This window comes from Mesorhizobium sp. B2-8-3, from assembly GCF_006440815.1.
GTDB lineage: Bacteria > Pseudomonadota > Alphaproteobacteria > Rhizobiales > Rhizobiaceae > Mesorhizobium.
The window spans coordinates 125,773-145,161 of the sequence record NZ_VFTW01000006.1; the positions used below are offsets into that span (position 1 = coordinate 125,773).

22 protein-coding genes and 1 tRNA gene are annotated in these 19,389 nt (G+C 64.5%); 12 read left to right on the top strand and 11 right to left on the bottom strand.

What is annotated here, in order from left to right:
- Positions 1–73 precede the first annotated feature (73 nt).
- The 4 genes from FJ418_RS12270 to FJ418_RS12290 form a co-directional block, all read right to left on the bottom strand.
- Positions 74–583: a GNAT family N-acetyltransferase gene (locus FJ418_RS12270; RefSeq protein WP_140865733.1), complete on the bottom strand. Its 510-nt coding sequence runs from the start codon at positions 581–583 to the stop codon at positions 74–76.
- Positions 584–801: 218 nt separating this feature from the next.
- Positions 802–1,440 carry a TPM domain-containing protein gene (locus FJ418_RS12275; RefSeq protein ID WP_140785475.1) on the bottom strand — a complete coding sequence of 213 codons (639 nt, stop codon included), beginning with the start codon at positions 1,438–1,440 and terminating at the stop codon, positions 802–804.
- A gap of 6 nt (positions 1,441–1,446) precedes the next feature.
- Positions 1,447–2,256, bottom strand: a complete 810-nt coding sequence (locus FJ418_RS12280; protein ID WP_246683021.1) for a YgcG family protein — start codon at positions 2,254–2,256, stop codon at positions 1,447–1,449.
- Between the two features lie 203 nt (positions 2,257–2,459).
- A complete protein-coding gene (locus tag FJ418_RS12290; protein ID WP_140658702.1) occupies positions 2,460–3,107 on the bottom strand; it encodes a LemA family protein in 648 nt (215 codons plus the stop codon).
- A gap of 241 nt (positions 3,108–3,348) precedes the next feature.
- Here FJ418_RS12290 and FJ418_RS12295 point away from each other — a divergent pair, with 241 nt between their 5' ends.
- The 6 genes from FJ418_RS12295 (at position 3,349) to FJ418_RS12320 (ending at position 8,610) form a co-directional block, all read left to right on the top strand.
- Positions 3,349–3,600 carry a hypothetical protein gene (locus FJ418_RS12295; RefSeq protein ID WP_140647049.1) on the top strand — a complete coding sequence of 84 codons (252 nt, stop codon included), beginning with the start codon at positions 3,349–3,351 and terminating at the stop codon, positions 3,598–3,600.
- A 12-nt stretch (positions 3,601–3,612) separates the two neighbouring features.
- A complete protein-coding gene (gene pdxY, locus FJ418_RS12300; RefSeq protein ID WP_140865736.1) occupies positions 3,613–4,497 on the top strand; it encodes a pyridoxal kinase PdxY in 885 nt (294 codons plus the stop codon).
- Complete coding sequence (locus FJ418_RS12305) at positions 4,494–5,258, top strand: DUF429 domain-containing protein (RefSeq protein WP_140865738.1); 765 nt, start codon at positions 4,494–4,496, stop codon at positions 5,256–5,258. Before pdxY ends, FJ418_RS12305 begins: the two co-directional genes overlap by 4 nt.
- 147 nt (positions 5,259–5,405) lie before the next feature.
- Positions 5,406–6,047: a carbonic anhydrase gene (locus FJ418_RS12310; protein ID WP_140647046.1), complete on the top strand. Its 642-nt coding sequence runs from the start codon at positions 5,406–5,408 to the stop codon at positions 6,045–6,047.
- A 10-nt stretch (positions 6,048–6,057) separates the two neighbouring features.
- Entirely contained in the window at positions 6,058–6,474 is a 417-nt protein-coding gene (locus tag FJ418_RS12315) for a nuclear transport factor 2 family protein (protein ID WP_140658706.1), read from the top strand.
- An 81-nt stretch (positions 6,475–6,555) separates the two neighbouring features.
- A complete protein-coding gene (locus FJ418_RS12320; protein WP_140865931.1) occupies positions 6,556–8,610 on the top strand; it encodes a M3 family metallopeptidase in 2,055 nt (684 codons plus the stop codon).
- A gap of 4 nt (positions 8,611–8,614) precedes the next feature.
- Here the strand turns inward: FJ418_RS12320 and FJ418_RS12325 are convergent, their stop codons facing one another.
- The 4 genes from FJ418_RS12325 to FJ418_RS12340 form a co-directional block, all read right to left on the bottom strand.
- Positions 8,615–10,114, bottom strand: a complete 1,500-nt coding sequence (locus FJ418_RS12325) for a M81 family metallopeptidase (RefSeq protein WP_140865740.1) — start codon at positions 10,112–10,114, stop codon at positions 8,615–8,617.
- Positions 10,115–10,138: 24 nt separating this feature from the next.
- Positions 10,139–10,963, bottom strand: coding sequence for a carbohydrate ABC transporter permease (locus FJ418_RS12330; protein ID WP_140659273.1), 825 nt, complete (start codon positions 10,961–10,963; stop codon positions 10,139–10,141).
- Entirely contained in the window at positions 10,960–11,829 is an 870-nt protein-coding gene (locus FJ418_RS12335; RefSeq protein ID WP_140865742.1) for a sugar ABC transporter permease, read from the bottom strand. The genes FJ418_RS12330 and FJ418_RS12335 overlap by 4 nt, the downstream gene beginning before the upstream one ends.
- A 100-nt stretch (positions 11,830–11,929) precedes the next feature.
- The gene (locus tag FJ418_RS12340) at positions 11,930–13,159 is read right to left on the bottom strand and encodes a sugar ABC transporter substrate-binding protein (protein ID WP_140659275.1); all 1,230 of its coding nucleotides are present in this window, start codon (positions 13,157–13,159) and stop codon (positions 11,930–11,932) included.
- Between the two features lie 171 nt (positions 13,160–13,330).
- On the opposite strand from FJ418_RS12340, the gene FJ418_RS12345 reads away from it, so the two are divergent.
- From FJ418_RS12345 to FJ418_RS12355, 3 genes are read left to right on the top strand one after another with little or no spacing between them, the layout of a single operon-like run.
- The gene (locus FJ418_RS12345; RefSeq protein ID WP_140865744.1) at positions 13,331–14,101 is read left to right on the top strand and encodes an SDR family oxidoreductase; all 771 of its coding nucleotides are present in this window, start codon (positions 13,331–13,333) and stop codon (positions 14,099–14,101) included.
- A 2-nt stretch (positions 14,102–14,103) separates the two neighbouring features.
- Entirely contained in the window at positions 14,104–15,171 is a 1,068-nt protein-coding gene (gene ugpC / locus FJ418_RS12350; RefSeq protein ID WP_140865746.1) for a sn-glycerol-3-phosphate ABC transporter ATP-binding protein UgpC, read from the top strand.
- A 9-nt stretch (positions 15,172–15,180) separates the two neighbouring features.
- Positions 15,181–16,062, top strand: a complete 882-nt coding sequence (locus tag FJ418_RS12355) for a MurR/RpiR family transcriptional regulator (protein ID WP_140659278.1) — start codon at positions 15,181–15,183, stop codon at positions 16,060–16,062.
- 430 nt (positions 16,063–16,492) lie between these two features.
- Here FJ418_RS12355 and FJ418_RS12360 read toward each other — a convergent pair whose 3' ends face one another.
- Both FJ418_RS12360 and FJ418_RS12365 read right to left on the bottom strand, forming a co-directional pair.
- Positions 16,493–16,804 carry a DUF167 family protein gene (locus FJ418_RS12360; protein WP_140865748.1) on the bottom strand — a complete coding sequence of 104 codons (312 nt, stop codon included), beginning with the start codon at positions 16,802–16,804 and terminating at the stop codon, positions 16,493–16,495.
- Complete coding sequence (locus FJ418_RS12365; protein WP_127876481.1) at positions 16,804–17,103, bottom strand: YggT family protein; 300 nt, start codon at positions 17,101–17,103, stop codon at positions 16,804–16,806. The genes FJ418_RS12360 and FJ418_RS12365 overlap by 1 nt, the downstream gene beginning before the upstream one ends.
- 168 nt (positions 17,104–17,271) lie before the next feature.
- Between FJ418_RS12365 and FJ418_RS12370 the strand changes: the two genes are divergently transcribed.
- The 3 genes from FJ418_RS12370 (at position 17,272) to FJ418_RS31890 (ending at position 18,378) form a co-directional block, all read left to right on the top strand.
- Positions 17,272–17,347, top strand: a tRNA-Ala gene (locus FJ418_RS12370).
- Positions 17,348–17,523: 176 nt separating this feature from the next.
- Positions 17,524–17,967 (top strand): hypothetical protein, encoded by a 444-nt coding sequence (locus FJ418_RS12375; RefSeq protein ID WP_140710919.1) that lies wholly within the window; start codon positions 17,524–17,526, stop codon positions 17,965–17,967.
- Positions 17,968–18,201: 234 nt separating this feature from the next.
- Positions 18,202–18,378, top strand: coding sequence for a hypothetical protein (locus tag FJ418_RS31890; RefSeq protein WP_181166913.1), 177 nt, complete (start codon positions 18,202–18,204; stop codon positions 18,376–18,378).
- A 447-nt stretch (positions 18,379–18,825) separates the two neighbouring features.
- Here the strand turns inward: FJ418_RS31890 and FJ418_RS12380 are convergent, their stop codons facing one another.
- Positions 18,826–19,320, bottom strand: a complete 495-nt coding sequence (locus tag FJ418_RS12380; RefSeq protein ID WP_140865750.1) for a hypothetical protein — start codon at positions 19,318–19,320, stop codon at positions 18,826–18,828.
- Between the last annotated feature and the right edge of the window lie 69 nt (positions 19,321–19,389).

The window sequence follows — 19,389 nt, forward strand, 5'->3', positions numbered from 1 at the left end:
GGTGCAATGCGGTGAATAGCACTGAACGCTAATGAAAGCGCACAGTTTGTGATGGCCTGTAACTTAGGCGACGCTAGTCATTCCAGACGAAGGCGACCTTCTTCAGCGCCTTCTGCTCGAAGACCTCGACGCCTTCGGCGATATCACGGCCGCCATTGCCGGCATAGAAGGCCAAGGCGTTGTGGTTGTCTTCCAGCGCCCAGACCACCAGGCCACGCAGGCCATGGTCGGCGAGCCGGGCCTTGGCCGCCTTGAACAGGCGGCTGCCGAGCCCGATGCCCTGATATTCGGGACGCAGGTAAAGCTCGTAGATCTCGCCCTGCTGGCGGAGCTCGCGGGCGCGGTTCTTGCCGATCGTGGCGTAGCCGGCGACCGTCCCGCCGATCTCGACCACCAGCACGGTGGCGGCGCGGCGAATCGCGTTGGCCCACCAGTCGACGCCGCGGCGGTTGATCATCGAGGTCAGCGTGCGGTGCGGGATGATGCCGGAATAGGCGCCGCGCCAGGCCTGCTGGTGCACGTCGGCAATGGCGCTCGCGTCGCGCGGCTCTGCCTTCCGGATGTCGATCGTCAGCGTGTTCATGATTGGTTAACCATAAACCCGCATCGGCTGATTGCAAAGAGTCCGCCAAACCCCTTCGACGCTTTCGCACAGGCGAAAGGCGCGTGGGCGGACAAGGCGCCTAGAGCCGGATGATTTCAGGTCGAATCGACCTGAAATCTGAATCCGTCTCTAAATCCGAGAGATAGAGCATGATGTCGCCCGAAAACCGCTTCACACTTTTCGGCATCATGCTCTGATCAGATTTCGACAAGATGATCGTCGAGCTCGTTGGCGTCGCCTTCCGTCACCGGGAAATGCTCGGCGAGCACCGCGCCGACCGTGCCGATGGCCTTGACGAAGCCGTCGGGCAGCCGGTCGTCGCCGGCATGCTTCGTCAGGTCGCGCACAACGCCGTCCCAGACATGCTGGCCGACCTTGGCATCGATGCCGGAGTCGGCGACGACCTCGGCATAGCGCTCCGCGATGGAGACAAAGATGAGCACGCCCGTGCGGGCCTGCGTACGGTGGACGTTGCGGGCCAGGAACTGTTTCATCGCATTGGCGTGCGCCGCCTGATAGCGCAGCCTTCTCGGCACGAAATGAATGCGCAAGGCGGGCAGAAACCAGAGCAAGGCGAGGACCGAGGCCTGCGCCAGCACTTGTGCCAGGACGAAATGCGGCAGCCGGATGGTCAGCCACAAGCCCTCCAGCCCGTAGGCGACGGCAAGGCTGGCGATGAACAGGCCGATCGTCGTCGTGAACGCAGCCGGAAAGAAGTAGCCGTCGCTGGCTCGAGCGACGACGCAGTAGATCTCGCCGTCGGTCCTCAACTCGGCCGTCCGGATCGCCTCGGCGATGCGGTCATGGTCCTCGGCGCTGATCGATCGCGTTGCCATGATGCCTCACCAGCTTCCCGAGGAGCCGCCGCCACCGGACGAGCCGCCGCCACCGGAAAACCCGCCGCCGCCGCCACCCGACGACCAGCCTCCGCCGCCCGACGACCAGCCACCGCCACTCGACGAGGAGGATCGCCGGCCAGGCTCGAAAGTCATGCCGAGCCAGCGGTAGCGGCCGGGTCCGATCTTCTGGCCGAAGATCGGCGGCAGCACCGTCATCGCGATGCCGCCGAAGAAGATCAGCGCCCAAATGGTGATGAAGATGGCGAAGAACAGGTCATCCGCGTTGAACGGCGCCTGCTCGTTGCGCTTGCCGCGCGCTTCGAGCTCCTCCGGATTGCCCTCCAGCACCATGATCATGTCGTCGACAGCCTTGGTGATGCCGCCGGAGAAATCGCCGGCGCGGAAGGCCGGCACCATGTCGTTCTCGATGATCAGCTTGGTGTGCAGGTCGGTGAGCGTGCCTTCGAGACCATAGCCGACCTCGATGCGCATCTTGCGGTCGTTGGGCGCCACCAGGAGCAGCACGCCGTTGTTTTCCTTGGCCTGGCCGAGCTTCCAGAAGCGGAACAGCCGGTTGGCGTAAGGCTCGATCTCCTCGCCGCCGAGGCTGGGTATGGTGGCGACGACGATCTGGTCCGAGCCTTTTGTCTCGAAGTCGGCAAGTTTCTGGGTCAGCGTCGCGCGCGTGCCGGCATCGATGATGCCGGCGTTGTCGACGACGCGGCCGGTCAGCGCGGGAAGGTCGGCGGCGAGGGCGGCGAGAGGGAGGAGGAAGAGAGCGAGCAAAACACCGGCGAAGGCGCTCCGGCACACCCCCCTCTGGCCTGCCGGCCATCTCCCCCGCAAGGGGGGAGATTGGACTTCAATGCGGTCTTCGCCAATCGCCAACGTTGCAGGAGAGGCGTCGGCAAGGAAGCTGCTAATCTCCCCCCTTGCGGGGGAGATGTCCGGCAGGACAGAGGGAGGTGTGAAGGAACTCAAGGCCTGCAAGCTCGATTAAATTTCAGTCGAGGCTCTCACCCGCCCTGCTTGGTGGTGCTCGTGCCGAAATCGACCTTCGGCACCTGCATCTTGTCCTCTTCCACCGTGAAGTTGGCGTAAGGTTCGTTGCCGCGGAACCACAACGTCGCCCACAGCACGGATGGGAAGGTCTTCAGCGTCAGATTGTAGTCCCTGACCGCCTGGATGTAGTCGCGCCGCGCCACCGCGATGCGGTTCTCGGTGCCTTCGAGCTGCGCCTGCAACGCCAGGAAGTTCTGGTTTGCCTTGAGGTCGGGATAGGCTTCCGACACCGCGATCAGCCGCGACAGCGCGCTGGTCAGCCCGGCCTGGGCATCCTGGAACTTCTTCAGCGCCTCGGGATCCTTCAGCGTGTCGGGCGTCACCGTGATCTGCGTCGCCTTGGCGCGCGCCTGGACGACCGCGTCGAGCGTATCCTTTTCATGCGAGGCATAGCCCTTCACCGTCTCGACCAGGTTCGGGATCAGGTCGGAACGGCGCTGATACTGGTTGAGCACCTCGCTCCAAGCCGCCTTGGCGTTCTCTTCCGCCGTCGGAATGGTGTTGTAGCCGCAGCCGGCAAGCAGCGGCAGCACGAAAGCCATCATCAGGAAGGCAGGCAGATTGCGGAAGACGGAAGGTGGTGAGAGGCGCTCTGTAATCATGGTTGGTCCCTCGACAGAAGTTGCATGCGAAGCATTACCACAATCCACGCGTAAGAAAATGTCCGGCCGATGACGCCGATTCCGACGCGGGCGCGAGCCACTGTGAATAGTCGAGCGAACAGGATTCCCTCTCTTTGTTTGACGCAATTCCGGTCGGAAGGCTACGGCGAAGTCGCCGAGTCTAAACGCTTCGCACTTTTCCTGGAATTGCTCTAAGCTCCGGGCAGGAAAGGGCAATTGCATGGCCGAGCGCCGGGACGACGAGACCGAATCGCGCCGCATCCTCGAACGCGTGGCGCGCGAGACGGCGCCGGGCGGCGCGTCGTTCATCGCACGCACGGCGAAGGACGCGCGCGACCGTGTCACCGCCGCCGACGCCGACCGCGCCGATCCCATCGAATATTGGGGAACCCGCATTGGCCGAACGCTCGGTTTCGTCATTGCCATTGGGCTATTGGCCTGGCTGGTGTATGCCGCCACACGTGGCGGCTAGGATTCAGATTCCATGAATGCAGAAAAAACCGACGCGCCGCGCGCGGTCATCGTCATCTCCAGCCATGTCGCCCGCGGTTCGGTCGGCAACCGCGCCGCGGTCTTTGCGCTGGAGACGCTGGGTTTCCCGGTCTGGGCGGTGCCCACCGTCATTCTGCCCTGGCATCCGGGCCACAGCCGGGCCACGCGCATCGTGCCGCCGCTCGATCAGTTCAAGGCGCTGATGGCCGATCTCGAGCGCGCGCCCTGGCTGGGCGAGGTCAGGGCCGTGCTGTCGGGCTATCTCGGCGAGGCGGGCCAGGCGGAAGCCGTCGCTTCGCTGGTCGCCGCCGTCAGGGAAAAGACGCCGAATGCGCTTTACGTCTGCGACCCGGTGATGGGCGATTCCGGCGGGCTCTACGTGCCTGAACCGACGGCCGTTGCCATGCGCGACAAATTGATGCCGATCGCGGATATCGCGACGCCCAACCGCTATGAGCTGGAATGGATGGCGGGCGCGCCGCTGCCCGACATCAAGGCGGTGACGGCGGCGGCGCTTCATGCCGGCCCTTCGACCATGCTGGTGACCTCGGCACCCGCCATGATGATGGGCGGCACCGGCAATTTCCTGCTCGACGGCAGCCAGGCGCTGCTTGCCGAGCACCGCGTGATCGAGAAGCCGCCGAATGGGCTCGGCGACCTGACGGCCGCCGTCTATCTGGCGCGCGTTCTCTCCGGCCAGGCGCCGGTCAAGGCGCTGCAATCGACCACCGCCGCGGTCTACGAGATCCTCGCCCGCACCGCCAAGCGCGGCGGCGACGAGCTGCAGCTCGAAACCGACGCGCAGAGCCTGTCGCATCCGATGGCCATGGTGCAGCTGCGCCACCTGCTGCATCCGGGGCGGGACAAGCGGGCGTGACGCCAGACGGCGGCCTGGCCGGCGTCGACGGCTGCAAGGCCGGCTGGATCGCCGTCCACCGCCAAGCGGGCGTCGCGCCGTCGGTTTCGGTCTTCCCGAGCTTCCAGTCGCTGCTCGACGCGCTGCCGAATGCCACCATCGCCGTCGACATGCCGATCGGCCTGCCGGATTTTTCGCGCAAGGGCGGCCGCGGGCCGGAAGCGCTGGTGCGGCCGCTGCTCGGGGCGCGGCAATCGAGCGTGTTCGCCATCCCCTCCCGAGCGGCGCTCTATGCCGACACCAGCGACTTCACCACGGTCGAGGCCTGGTATGCGGCGCACCGGCTGGCAAGCGCGGTGGCGATGGAGACCTCCGACCCGCCGCGCGGCGTTTCGATCCAGGCCTTCGGTATTTTCTCAAAAATCCGCGAGATCGACCAGTTGGTGATCGCACGGCCCGATTTGCGTCGCCGCATCTTCGAATCGCATCCGGAAATGGCGTTCTGCCGGCTGAATGGCGGCACGGCGATGGCCTTGCCGAAGAAGATCAAGGGCGCGGTCAACCCGGCCGGCATGGAGGAGCGCAAGGCGCTGCTTTGCCGGCATGGCTGCGAGAAAGCCTTTCTCGACCAGGCAGCGCCGCGAGGCGCCGCGAGCGACGACTTCCTCGATGCGGCGGCGATGATGCTGATTGCCGGGCGGATCGCCAGCGGCAAGGCGCGACCGTCGCCCGATCCGCCGCTGGCCGACCGTTTCGGCATCCCCGTTGCCATCTGGGCGTGACGCATATCGGGCCGAGCCATGATTGCCGCAACGATTGCGACGCAGCGATCCGCAATTCGGCATTGCCCGCGACCGGCTTTTGCCGTTAGAGCCTTTTTCCATCGCAACGAGCTGCCGCCTCAACCCCCGGAAAGGCTCTAGCCGCCAATGCCCCATCTGCCCGAGCACCTGCTGAACGGCTACCGCAACTTCATGACCGGTCGCTATCCTACCGAAAGCGACCGCTACCGCTCGCTGGCGCGGGAAGGCCAGGCGCCGGAGACGATGATCGTCGCCTGCTGCGATTCCCGCTCGGCTCCGGAAGCGATCTTCGACGCAGGGCCGGGCGAGCTCTTCGTGCTGCGCAATGTCGGCAATCTGGTGCCGCCCTACGAGCCGGACGGCGAGTTCCATTCGACCTCGGCCGCGCTCGAATTCGCCGTGCAGAGCCTCAAGGTGAAGAACATCGTGGTGATGGGACACGGCCGCTGCGGCGGCATTCGCGCCGCGCTCGACACCAATGCGGCGCCGCTGTCGCCCGGCGATTTCATCGGCAAATGGATGAGCCTGATCGCGCCCGCCGCCGAGACGGTGGCTGCCAGCACGATGATGACGGCGACGGAGCGCCAGACGGCGCTGGAGCGCATCTCCATCCGCTATTCGATCGCCAATCTCAGGACCTTTCCCTGCGTCTCGATCCTCGAAGGCAAGGGACGGCTCTCGCTGCACGGCGCCTGGTTCGACATCTCGACCGGGGAGCTCTGGGTGATGAACAAGGACACCGGCGATTTCGAGCGGCCGGAGCTGTGACGGAGGGATAATGCCCCGGAGCCGGTGGAAGGTCTTTCTCGCGGCGACGCTGCTCATGTCCACGATCGCCCGCGCCAGCGCCGATGACGGCGCCATCATCGACCGCTGGTACTCGGCGCTGCTGGTCGCCGACCGCACCGAATTGTCCGACCTGCTTGCCGACGATGTGCGCATGAAGCTCGACGACATCGGTGTCGTCCAGACCAAACAGGACTTCATCGCCTCGATCGACGAATGGCAGGGCGCGGTCGCGGGCGCCGCGATCCGCCACCGCGTCGAAAGGAGCGAGAACGGCGAGACCACGGTGCTCGCCTGCTACGACTTCCCCAGCAACGACACGCTGATGCGCGAGACCTTCACCGTCGCCGGCGGCCGCATCGTCGCCAGCACCCAGACGGCGGTGGCGCAGGATTGCAGTGCCTATTGAGGCGAAGCCCGAGTTGCGCCGTACGCGACACCGCCCTACATCCGGGGCTGCCCTCCGCCTATCGAAACTCCCCGATTGGATCTGCCCATGTCAAAAACCGTCGATCTCGCCGCCCATCCGCTGACCGTCTGGCAGGGGCCGCTCGGCCTGCCGGATTTCTCGCGCGTCGGCGACAATGATTTCGGACCTGTCTTCGATGCGGCGCTCGAGGCGCATCAGGCCGAGATCGACGCGATCGCCGGCAACAGCGAGACGCCGACCGTCGAGAACACGCTGGCAGCGCTCGAACTCGCGGGTGAGGCGCTCGACCATGTCTCGTCAATCTTCTGGTGCCGCGCCGGCGCCCATACCAACGACACGATCCAGGCGATGGAGCGCGAGGTTTCGCCGAAGATGTCGCGGCATTTCTCGGCGATCTCGATGAACGAAAAACTGTTTGCCCGCATCGACGACCTTTACCAGCGGCGCGACAGCCTCAAGCTCGATGCCGAAACGCTGCGCGTGCTGGAGAAGACCTGGAAGGGCTTTGTCCGGTCGGGCGCGAAACTCGACGCCCATGGCAAGAAACGGCTCGCGGCCATCAATGAGGAGCTTTCCTCGCTCGGCACCAAATTCGGCCAGAACGTGCTGGCCGACGAGCGCGACTGGGCGCTGTTCCTCGACGAAGCCGATCTTGCCGGCCTGCCCGATTTCCTGAAGAGCGCCATGGCCGAAGCGGCCGAGATCCGCGGCCAGAAGGGCCGCTATGCGGTGACGTTGTCGCGCTCGATCTATGAGCCGTTCTCGACCTTTTCCGAGCGCCGCGACCTGCGCGAGATCGCGTTCAAAGCCTTCATCATGCGCGGCCAGAATGGCGGTGCCTCCGACAACACCGATGTCGTGCGCGACATGCTGAAGCTGCGCGCCGAGAAGGCGAAGCTGCTGGGCTACGGCTCGTTCGCGGCGCTCAAGCTCGACGATACGATGGCCAAGACGCCGAAGGCCGTGCACGACCTGCTCGATCCTGTGTGGGAGAAGGCGCTCGAAAAAGCCGCCGCCGACCAGAAGGAGCTGGAGCGGCTGGCAACCGAAGCCGGCAGCAACGAGAAATTCGCGGCGTGGGACTGGCGCTTCTACCAGGAAAAGCTGCGCGCCGAGAAATTCGCATTCGACGAGGCGGAGCTGAAGCCCTACCTGCAGCTTGAGCGGGTCATCGAGGCCTGCTTCGACGTCGCCACCAAACTGTTCGGCATCACCTTCGAGGAGAAGAAGGGCATCGCCGCCTGGCATCCCGATGCGCGTGTCTTCGTGGTCAAGAATGCCGACGGCAGCGAGCGTGGCCTGTTCCTGGCCGACTATTTCGCGCGGCCCTCAAAACGCTCCGGCGCGTGGATGAGCGCGCTGCGGTCCGGCTACAAACTCGGTCATGGCGCCAAGCCGGTCATCTACAACATCATGAATTTCGCCAAGCCGCCGGCCGGCGAGGCAGCACTTCTGTCGGTCGACGAGGCAAAGACGCTGTTCCACGAGTTCGGCCATGCGCTGCATGGCATGCTGACCGACGTCACCTGGCCGTCGGTTTCGGGCACGTCGGTCAGCCGCGATTTCGTCGAGCTGCCTTCGCAGCTATACGAGCATTGGCTGACGGTGCCCGCGGTGCTGGAAAAGCACGCGCTGCACGTCAAGACCGGCAAGCCGATGCCGAAGGCGCTGCTCGACAAGATGCTTGCCGCCCGCACATTCGGCGCCGGCTTCGCCACGGTCGAGTTCACCGCCTCGGCGCTGGTCGACATGGCCTATCACGCGCGGCCGGACGCGCCTGCCGAGCCGCTTCGATACGAAGCCGAGACGCTTGAAAAGCTGCATATGCCCGACACGATCGCGATGCGCCATCGCACCCCGCATTTCGGCCATGTCTTCGCCGGCGACGGCTATTCAGCCGGCTACTATTCCTACATGTGGTCGGAAGTGCTCGACGCCGATGCCTTCGCGGCTTTCGAGGAGACGGGCGATCCCTTCAACCCGGCGCTCGCCGAGCGGCTGCGGAAGAACATCTATGCCGCCGGCGGCTCGAAGGACCCGGAAGAGCTCTACACTGCGTTTCGCGGCAAGATGCCTTCGCCCGAGGCGATGATGGTCAAGCGCGGGCTGGTGTGATTGGCTAATCTCCCACAAGGGGGGAGATTGGCAGTTTCCACGGATCCGCGACCCTCGGCCAGATCGGCCTCGTCAGCTTCCTGTAATCCGTCTTTGCCGGATTGCTCGGATAGGAACTCGGTGCCGCGACGTAGATGATCTCGGCGGCGATCGGCGCGAAACCGGCGTAGAAATGGTTGGTCGACTTGATCAGCAGGATGTCTTTCGCCAGCGGATCGATGCCGACGTTGGAAAAGATATCCGGCTCGAAGGTCTGGGTGCGGTTGGTGTTCAAGATGATTTCGACCTCGGTGCCTTCGATGCGCACAACGGCCGAAGGTCCCAGCGTCACGCGGCTCGGGCCGAAGCTCTGCCAGCCCTCATTGGTGGTCCTCAGAACCGTGACGCGGGCGTCGATCGGCTCGCCGGCCTGAGGCCCGGCCTTGCCGCCGAAGCGCAGGTCGATGACGGCGCCTTCGCCGGCCGCGTGGCAGAAGGTGACCGCGATCGGATCCCAGATCGTCGCCACGCCGACCTTGTCGATTCCGCGCGAAAGCAGCTCGCGCAGCACGATGGTGCCGTCGCCCGGCACGCCGCCGCCCGGATTGTCCCAGATGTCGGCGATCACGACCGGCTTGTCCTGGCGCTCGGCCCGCACAGCCAGCGCCTGCTCTATGCCTGCCGAGGCGGAAAGCATCGTCATCGCCGTCTCTTCACGCAAGGCGTAGAGTTCGCGCCCCAGCGTTTCCGCGAGCTTGTCGCCCTTTTCCTTGTCGTTGTCGGTGACGACCAGGATGCGCGTGCCCATCTCCGGCACGTCGGCGGCCATGAAGCCGTGGATGACCGAGACCGACAGCACGCCGTCCTTGCCATGCAACGCCTTGATCCTGTCGACGAAGGAGCGCATCGGCTCGCGGCTGGTCGGCAGCACCTGGATCATGCGGCAGTCGAAGGTCGAGATCACCGGCTTGATCTCGCCGCGCGCCGCGGCAAGGCCAAGCTCGACGACGTGCTCGCCGCGCTCGTAGAAATCGGTGTGCGGGAATTCGAGGAAATAGGCCATGACATTGCAGGCCGCGACGCGTTTCGGCGTCAGGTGGCTATGCGGATCGAACTCGGAGGCGATCACCACCTTTGGGCCGACGATGGCGCGCACGCGTTCCAGCAGATCGCCTTCACAATCATCATAGCCTTGCGCGACCATGGCGCCATGCAGGCCGAGGATTACCGCATCGACCGGCAGCGCGGCCTTGAGCTGATCGAGGATCTCGTCACGCAGCGCCTCATAGGTCTGCCGCTGCACGAGGCCGCCGGGCTCCGCCCAGGTGGCGGTGCCTTCGATGACCGTCAATCCTTCCTTGGCCGCGCGTTTGCGCAAAGCCACGATCGGCGAGGAGCAGAGCGTCGGCGTCTCCGGGTGCTTGCCCGGACCGGCATAGAAGGCCATCTCGAACGAGGCCCGGTCGGTCGGCACCGGCGAGAAGGTGTTGGTTTCCGTCGCCAGCGAGGCGGTGAAGATGCGCATGAACGCTCCGTAGCGGAATATCGGCTATTTGACGGCGCCGAGCGCCAGTCCGCGGACCAGATAGCGCTGCAGCCAGATGAAGAGGATCGCCACCGGCAGTGTCGCCAGCAGCGTGGCCGCCATGACATGGTGCCACTCGATCGTATAGCGGCCGGCGACCAGCGAGAAAACCTGGATCGGCAGCGTGTAGCTTTCCTGGCTGCGCAGCATGGTGAGCGCGACGACGAACTCGTTCCAGGCGTTGATGAAGGTGAAGATCGCCGTCACGGCGATCGCCGGCAGGCAGAGCGGCAGGAAGACCTTGCGCAGCGTCAGCCAGCGGCCGGCGCCTTCCATCCAGGCCGCTTCCTCGAGGTCGCGCGGAATGGTGTCGAAATAGCTCTGCAGCATCCACACCGTGAAGGCGACATTGAAGGCCATGTAGATGAAGCCGAGCGCGGTGGTCGATTCGACCAGGCCCCAGGCGGCCATCAGCCGGAACAGGCCGAGCACCAGCACGATCGGCGAGATCATCTGCGAGATCAAAAGGAACTGGCGGAACGCGCCATGGCCGGCAAAACGAAAGCGCGACATCGCATAGGCCGCCGGCACCGAGATCAGGATGGCACCGATGGTCGCCAGCGCCGAGACATAGAGCGAGTTGACGAGGGCCTGGCCGAAGCCGGTCGCCACCCACATGTCGGCGAAATTCGACCAGCGGAATTCGCTCGGCCACCAGGTCGGGGTGAGCACCTCCGTGCGCGGCTTGACGGCGGTAAGGAACATCACGGCGAAGGGAAAGATCGTCACCACGATCAACGGCAAAAGCAGCAGCCAGGCGATGATGGTGCGTTTCAGCTTGCTGGTCATGCGCGCTGCTCCCGCATGGCAAGCCGCACATAGATCATGGTGAAGACGAGCAGGATGGCGAACATCACCAGCGACACCGCCGAGGCTTCGCCCAGCTTACCGATGCGGAAGGCGAGCTTGTAGAGATGCGTGACCAATATGTCGGTCGAGTTCGCCGGCCCCCCTTGAGTCATCACCCAGATGATCGGGAAGGAGTTGAACACGTAGATGGTGTTGAGCACGATCGCGATGTTGATGAAGGGTTTCAAGAGCGGAAAGGTGATCTCGCGGAACTGCTGGAAAGGCGTGGCGCCCTCGAGTGCCGCGGCCTCATAGAGATCGTCGGGGATCGAGGACAGGCCGCCGAGGAAGATCGTGGTGGTGAAGGGTACCGTCACCAATATGCCGATCAGCACCTGCATCGGGAAGGCGGTCTCGGCGCTCGCCAGCCACTGGATGTTCTGGCTGATAAGGCCGAGCTTCATCAGCGCCGAATTCAGCATGCCGCTCTCGCCGCTGAGCGCCCAGCGCCAGACCACCGCGGTCATGGTCAGCGACACTGCCCAGGGCAGCATGATGATGACGCGGGCGAGGCCGCGGCCATAAAAATCCATGTTGAGGATCATCGCCACCGGGATCGACAAAAGCAGCGCGCCGCCGACCACCAGTACGGTCCACAGCCCGGTGCGCCAGAGCGCCGCGACGAAATCGGGATCGGCGAACAACTCGGCGAAGTTGGCGAAGCCGCTGAACTCGCGCAACTGGCCGAAGCGGTTGACGTCATGTGTCGAGATCTGCAGCAGGTCCCAGACCGGCCAGAAGATCACCACCGCCGCCAAGAGCAGGCTGGGGAGCGTCAGCAGATAGGGCAGGATCCGGCTTTGCATCGGCTGGATGGCACCGTGTTGCGGTGAATATGACTTGCCGGGGAGGTGTGGCGCGCTCCGACGGGGTGGAGCGCGCCACGGGGCGCAGGGAGATACGCCCTTATTTCTTCTTCAGCACGGCGTCGGCCTTGGCCGCCGCGTCCTTCAGGCCGGCCTCGGGGTCGCCGCCGAGATAGATCTTCTGCATGGCGTCCGAAGTGATCTGGGCGATCTCTTCCCAGCCGGGGATGACCGGCGCGAAGCGGGCGTCGGGCAAGAGCGCGGTAAAGGCGGCGAGGTCGGCGTTGTTGACGTAATAGTCCATCTTCGCCTCTTCCTTGTTCACCGGCAGGAAGCCCTCGCCTTGCGTGAACTTGGCGCGCTGCTCCTTGGTGAACAGGAAGTCGAGCAGCTTCCAGGCCTCGTCCTTGTTCTTGGAGTTCTTGAACATGATGATGCTATCGGTGACGCCATAGGTGCCGCGCGCGCCGGTCGGGCCGGCCGGGATGGCCGCGACGCCGTATTTGAGGTTCGGCGCTTCTTCCTTGATCTGGTTGGACAGGAAGGGCGCGGTGATCATCATGCCGACCTTGCCCTGCTTGAACAGGTTCTGCACGTCCTCGCGGTTGTTGGAGGTGACGCCGGGTTCCGTCAGGCCCTCGTCGATCATCGACTTGTAGAGCTTGGCGGCTTCCAGCGCGCCGGGCGTGCTCAGGCCGGACGTGCCGTCCTTGTTGAGGATCTCGGTGCCCTGCGACCACATCGCATAGTAGTAATAGACGTCGGTCTCGATCTCCTTGCCCTGCAGGCCGAAGCCGAAAGCGCCTTGAGCCTTGATCTTGCGGGCGTCTTCCTGCAACTCGGTCCAGGTCGCCGGCGGCTTGGCGATACCGGCTTTCTCGAACAGCTCCTTGTTGTAATACATGGCGCGCGCGGAAGCCGCGATCGGCAGGCCGTAGGTCTTGCCGTCCATGATCGAGGGCTGCAGGAAGGTGTCGATGAAGCGGTCCTTGAATTCCGGCTTGATGTAGCTGTCGAGCGGCTCGGCGACATCCTGCTGGACGAAGTCGATCAGCCAGCGCGTGCCGATGATCGAAAGGTCGGCATTGGTGCCGGCGGTGATGTCGGTGGTGAGCTTCTGCAGCAGCACATCCCACGGCACCACTTCATACTTGATGGTGATGCCGGGATTGGCCGCCTCGAATTCCTTCTTCACTTCCTCGAAATAGGGGCCGGTCTTGGCGCTGTATTCGGCGACGGTGACGCGCACCTCGCCGGCACCGGCAGGTGCGGCAAAAGCCAGCATGCTCATTCCGGCCAACAGGCCGACAGTCCATTTCGCAAGGCTCATCTGATCTCTCCCATTGATGCACGTTGGCGCCTGGACCCTTGGGGCCCAGGATTTATGTTACTTTCCTACATTATCCATCATTTCGCGTCATGCAAGCGGATTATCATGTTGCTTAATTACATTTGCTTGGTTAGCCTGCCGGTTTAAAATGAGGGTGGAGGAGCGGGCAAATTGGGTTCGAAAGCCGAGTTCGAAGGCAAGACAATTGTCGTCACCGGCGCCGGCGGCGGCCTCGGTTCGGCGATCGTTGAGCTCATGGCGGAGCGCGGCGCGCGAATCGTCGGCTGCGACCAGTCGACGGAAGCGCTGGCCAGCCCGCATATCGCGTCGCGCCATGTCTTCAACCTGCTCGACCGGGCCTCGATCGAAGCGGCGATCCCCGCGCTGCTCGACAAGGACGGCGTCCCCGACATCCTGATCAACAATGCCGGCTGGACGCGCGCCGAGACCTTGAAGGCGCTGACGGCGGACAAAATCGAGCAGGAGCTCGACCTCAATTTGACCGGCGTGATGACTTTCGCCGATCCGCTGATCAAGGCGATGGCCGGGCGCGGTTCGGGCAGCGTCGTCTTCATCTCCTCGGTCAACGCCATCGCGCATTTCGGCAATCCGGCCTATGCTGCGGCCAAGGCCGGCATCAACGCCTATGCCAAATCGGTCGCGGTCGAGCTCGGCCGTGCCGGGTTGCGGGCCAATGTCGTGTGCCCGGGGTCGATCCGCACCGCCGCCTGGGACCATCGCCTGGCCAAGGATCCCGAGATCCTCGGCCGGCTGCAGCGGCTCTATCCACTCGGCCGCATCGTCAACGCACGGGAAGTGGCCGAAGCCGTCGCCTTCCTTGCCTCCGAGCGCGCTTCCGGCATAACAGGTGCCGTGGTGCCCGTGGACGCCGGACTGACGGCCGGCTACCTGCCTTTCATCGACGACATATTGGGAGCGTGACCATGACCGACGTCCAGTTCCGCAACCTGTCGAAATCCTTCGGCCAGCACAAAATCCTCGAGGACATCAACCTCGATATCCGGACCGGCGAGTTCGTCGTGCTGGTCGGCCCGTCCGGCTGTGGCAAGTCCACCCTGCTGCGCATGCTGGCGGGGCTGGAGGCGATTACCTCCGGCGACCTCATCATCGGCGGCACGCGCGCCAACGAGCTGCCGCCGCAGAAGCGCAACATCGCCATGGTGTTCCAGTCCTACGCGCTGTTCCCGCATCTGAAGGCTGCGGAAAATATCGGCTTCGGCCCAAAGATCCGCGGCGAGAACCGCGCCGCGATCGACGACAAAGTCAAGAAGGCGTCGGGCGTGCTCAACCTCTTCTCCTATCTCGACCGCTATCCGCGGCAGTTGTCGGGCGGCCAGCGCCAGCGCGTCGCCATGGGCCGCGCCATCGTGCGCGAGCCTTCGGTCTTCCTCTTCGACGAGCCGCTTTCCAATCTCGACGCGCAATTGCGCGTGCAGATGCGCACCGAGATCAAGGCGCTGCACCAGCGGCTGAAATCGACAATCGTCTACGTCACCCACGACCAGATCGAGGCGATGACCATGGCCGACCGCATCGTCGTGATGAATCGCGGCCGCATCCAGCAGGTCGGCCAGCCGCTGGAGCTCTACGACCGGCCGGCCAACAAATTCGTCGCCGGCTTCATCGGCTCGCCCTCGATGAGCTTCGTCTCCGGCGCGCTCAAGACGGCCGGAGCCAAGTCCTGGTTTGAAACGACGAGCGGCGGCCGCCTGGCGCTCTCGGGCGAGGCAGCTTCCGGCGGCGACACGGTCGAGGCCGGCATCAGGCCCGAGCATTTCGTGGTTGGCGCCGGCGACGACGCCATCGCCATCAAGGTCGATGTCGTCGAGCCGACCGGGTCGGAAACCCATGTCTATGGCTCGGTCGGCGACGACACGGTGCGCGCGGTGTTCCGCGACCGGCTGCAGGTAAAGCCGGGCGACCGGCTGCCGGTGAGCGTCGACCCGCGCAACATCCACCTCTTCGACAAGGCGACGGGCCTGCCGCTCTGAGATGATGACATGAAGACCCCGGCCGACATCATCACCCGCCTGCAATTGATGTCGCAGGACGGCACCAAGTCGGATCGCCGGCTAGCCGGGCTGGTGCTTTCCGACCTCGATTTCGCCTCCAAGGCGGCGATCTCGGAGATCGCCGCGCGCGTCGGGGTCAGCGAGCCGACCGTCACCCGCTTCTGCCGCAATCTCGGTTGCGAGGGCCTGCGCGATTTCAAGTTCTACTTGGCGCAGGCGATCGCCATCGGCGGCCAGTATCTGTCGCCGGAGCCGCTCAGCCGCGACGCGCGCGAGCAGCGCATCGCCTCGGCGATAACCGAAGCGGCGATCGCCGCCATCCAGCGCGCCAGCGAAAACCTCGACATGACGACGCTGATGGATGTCGCCGCCCGCATCGCCGCTTCCGGCAACGTGCTGTGCATCGGCTCGGGCGGCATTTCCTCGATGATGGCGACCGAGATGCAGAACCGGCTGTTCCGGCTCGGCCTGTCGGCGCTCGCCCAGATCGACGGCCAGCTGCAGCGCATGTATGCCGCGGTGGCGACGCCCGAGACGACGCTGGTCGCCTTCTCGGTGTCGGGCTATGCGCGCTCGGTGATCGAGGCGGTCGAAGTGGCCCAGCAATATGGCGCCGCCACCGTCGCCATCACCGCGCCGGACTCCGCGTTGGCAAAAGCCGCCGACACGGTGATCCTTTTGCAGTCGGTCGAGGACGGCAACATCTACAAGCCGACCTCGTCGCGCTACGCGCTTTTGGCCATCCTCGACATGATCGCCACCACGGTGGCGGAATCACGCGGCCCGAAAGTGCTGGAGAATTTGCGCCGCATCAAGCAGAGCGTGAACACGCTGAAGGTGGACGATCCGAGGCTGCCGCTGGGGGACTGAGCGGTTGCAGTGGCTTGCGCCGTCAGCGCTGGCGATCCCTCGCGCCCTCCTCTGGCCGCTACTCTATGCACATCTTCTGTGACAGGCGCGACTGATCAGGCCGAGGCTTGATTGCCAGGTGGTTCCCCCAATCCGTCGCTGCTTCGCAGCGCCACCTTTCCCCCCTCCGGAGGGAAAGGAAGGGAGCGTTGCTGGACGGGCGTTGACGGCAAAAGGCTTGGCGCCTTTCCTCTACCCCGTCGATCGGGGGAGAGGTGGCTCGGCGAAGCCGAGACGGAGTGGGGTCGATCAGCGCTACATTAGCCAATGCATGCGCCAAGCTGCCATACACGCTATCGCCAAAGGCCAGCCGCCTGGAAATGTGTGCATGCTGTAGCCTCTGTCCGGCAGGACAGAGGGGGCGCCGTCCCGCCTGCATCTCAAATTTAGATTATCCGATCAGAGCCTCGACGCTTTTCGCCAGCTCGGCCCCATCACCCACTATCCGCAGCGTCTTCAGCCGCGAGGTGCCGCCGGCAACCACCGAAACGCCCGACACTGGTACGCCCAGCGCCTTGGCCATCATCCGTTCCAGCGCTTGATTGGCGGCGCCGTTCTCCGGCACGGCGCGCACGCGGGCTTTAAGGTGACTGCGGCCATCGGCGGTGGTCTCGACGCCGTCGATCCGGTCGAGCGCCGCCTTCGGCGTCAGCCGCACGTAAAGGTCGATGCCGTTCTCGCGCAGCCGGAACGGCGGGCTCATCAGCCGCCGGTCACGACCCAGGACCAGACGGTGGTGACGAGAAACTGCCGGATGAAGAAAAGGATCAGAAGCAGGATGATCGGCGAAATGTCGATGCCGCCAAGATCGGGCATGAAGCGGCGGATCGGGCGCAAGGCCGGATCGGTCAGCCGGTAGAGCATGTTGCCGACGGAACCGACGAACTGGTTGCGCGAATTGACGACGTTGAAGGCGTAGAGCCACGAAAAGATCGCCGAGGCGATGATGATCCACCAGTAGATATCAAGCGCCATGACGATGGTCTGAATAAGGGCGATCATGCCGGTCTCCAAATTGTCGCCGACATGTAGCCATTGCTAGGCGTGCGGGCAAGGCCCGCGGGGCTTGCCGAGCGGGCAAAGGCCCGCCGGCCTCGGCGCATGGCGTCAGGCCATCGTTTCGCCTTGACATCAAACGGCCGCGACCGATACAAGCCCATCCGCTGGAACGGGGCTGTAGCTCAGCTGGGAGAGCGCATCGTTCGCAATGATGAGGTCAGGGGTTCGATCCCCCTCAGCTCCACCAGCCGGCACAAGCCTGTGCTTCTCATCGCTTCCGCCTTCCTCGCTCAGCATTTTGTGACCGCCGGATTTCGGGCGCGTGCCTGGAACCAATGGTGGGGCAAGACGGTTCAGCTATACTTTTGAAGCTGATATGCCCCCGCCGGCTGGGTAAGCGGCGATGCTCGAGGAGTTTCCACCATGCAGATTTCGTCCAGGTTCCGTTCCGTCGCGGTCGCGGCAATCGCCGCCGCGGGCGTGAGCATAACCAGCGCCGCGCATGCCGACAGCGGCACGATCCGCTTTTCCGTCTACAAGGCCGCCTTCTTCATCGGCGGCTCCGGCGGCGAAGGCACGCTGACCTTCCATGGCAAGCGCTATCCGATCTCGATCGGCGGCGTCTCGGGCGGCCTCGCCTTCGGCGCGTCCAAGACCTATTTCCAGGGCAGGGTGCGCCACATCCGACGCGCCAGCGATGTGACGGGCGTCTACGGCGCAGCCGGCGGCGGCGGCGCGCTCGGCAGAGGCGCCCAGGTGATCGTCATGACCAATGACAAGGGCGCCCAGCTCGAGCTTACCGGCCGGCAGGTCGGCCTGCAGGTCAACGCCGATCTCAGCGGCATCAGCATCGCGCTGAAGAGGTAGGAGGCAGGAGCTCCGTCCGTTAATCCTGGATGGGTCGGATCCGCCGAACGCAGAGGTCCGGCCCCCTTTCCACACATATGTCACCGGCCAAGATCATTCGCATACGCATGTTTCCAAACCCGTGAGTTTGGAAACGATCGGCCATTTCGCGCGCCATTGCCGCGAAACGGACCGGGCGCATTCATCCCGCATCCGACGGCGCGACGCCGTCTCAACGGAACAGGGGAATGCGAAATGTCCATGCTTGGAAATCTCGGCCGCTCCATCATGCGCCAGCATAACGACGCCAAAACCAGAAGCCTCATGAACAGCCTGTCGCCCGAGCTGCAGAAGGACATCGGCTGGGAGGCCGCGCAGGGCACGCGCGAAAAGGCGCGGCTCGCGCGGATCGTGTTCGCCGGCACGCGCTGAGCAGCCCTGGCCCTTCGTTTCGAACGCGACGGGGGCTTTTTCCGATCCCGGCCCGCCACGCCCTACGACAGCGACATGTCAGCCATTCCAATGGAGGAAATGCCAATGTCAGTGCTTGGAACCCTGCTTCATTTCACCCGCGCGGTTGTCCGCGCGCATAACAACGCCAAGGTCCGAAACCTGATGGATGCGCCTCGGGCGCAGGCTGAAGCCGGCGCGGAAAGGCCCGTCACGGACATCGAAAGGCGTTCCTCGCGGCGCGACAGACGATCGAAGTAACGGTCGTCGTTTCAGCGCCGGGCAGGGCCTTCTAAAGGACGCGGCTTCGATGCGCAGGCAGACCGAGCATCTCGGCCTGGCGGAAAGAGCTGTCAGCAAGCGGGACAGCAATGCCCGCATCCGATGTCCGAGAATATCCGCTCGCAACGGTGTATCGCTTAGCCCCGCCTATCGTGATGCTGCCGGCCCTTTGTAATGGCGTTGGCGCGCATAGGCCACGCAGGCGTCCACCGTGCTGACACAGAGTGCATCGCGGCTGTTCGGCAAGTTGTTGTCGCCGGCATAGGCGACCTCGGCGACGTGGCCGTCGAGCATGCGTATCTGCGTGTTGCAATAGCCGCCGGGAGCAACATTGACCGATCCGCCGACAGCAGGAATCGGGCCTGCGGTCAAGGTCGGCACCGCAATGCTGAGATTGCCGCGTTGCACGGTGCGCTGGTAGGTCCAGATCTGACCGGACGAACCCACATCGGCCGTTGCGGTCGGAAAGCCTGCGCACATGCGAATGTCGGCCTCGCTGAGGCCGACCATTTCCCTGCGGGCCGCGGCAGCGGTGACGTCCTCCTTCGCGAGCCGCGACGTATCGTCAGGGATGACACAGGACGACAGAAGGGGGAGGCCTGCCGCAAGAAGGGCAAGTTTTCGAATGCGCGAAGATGTCATGCCGTCGGTCGGAGTTGCGTGTTGCCCGGCCTGCCCAGTTGGCTACCTAGGCAATCGAGCGGCGGGGTC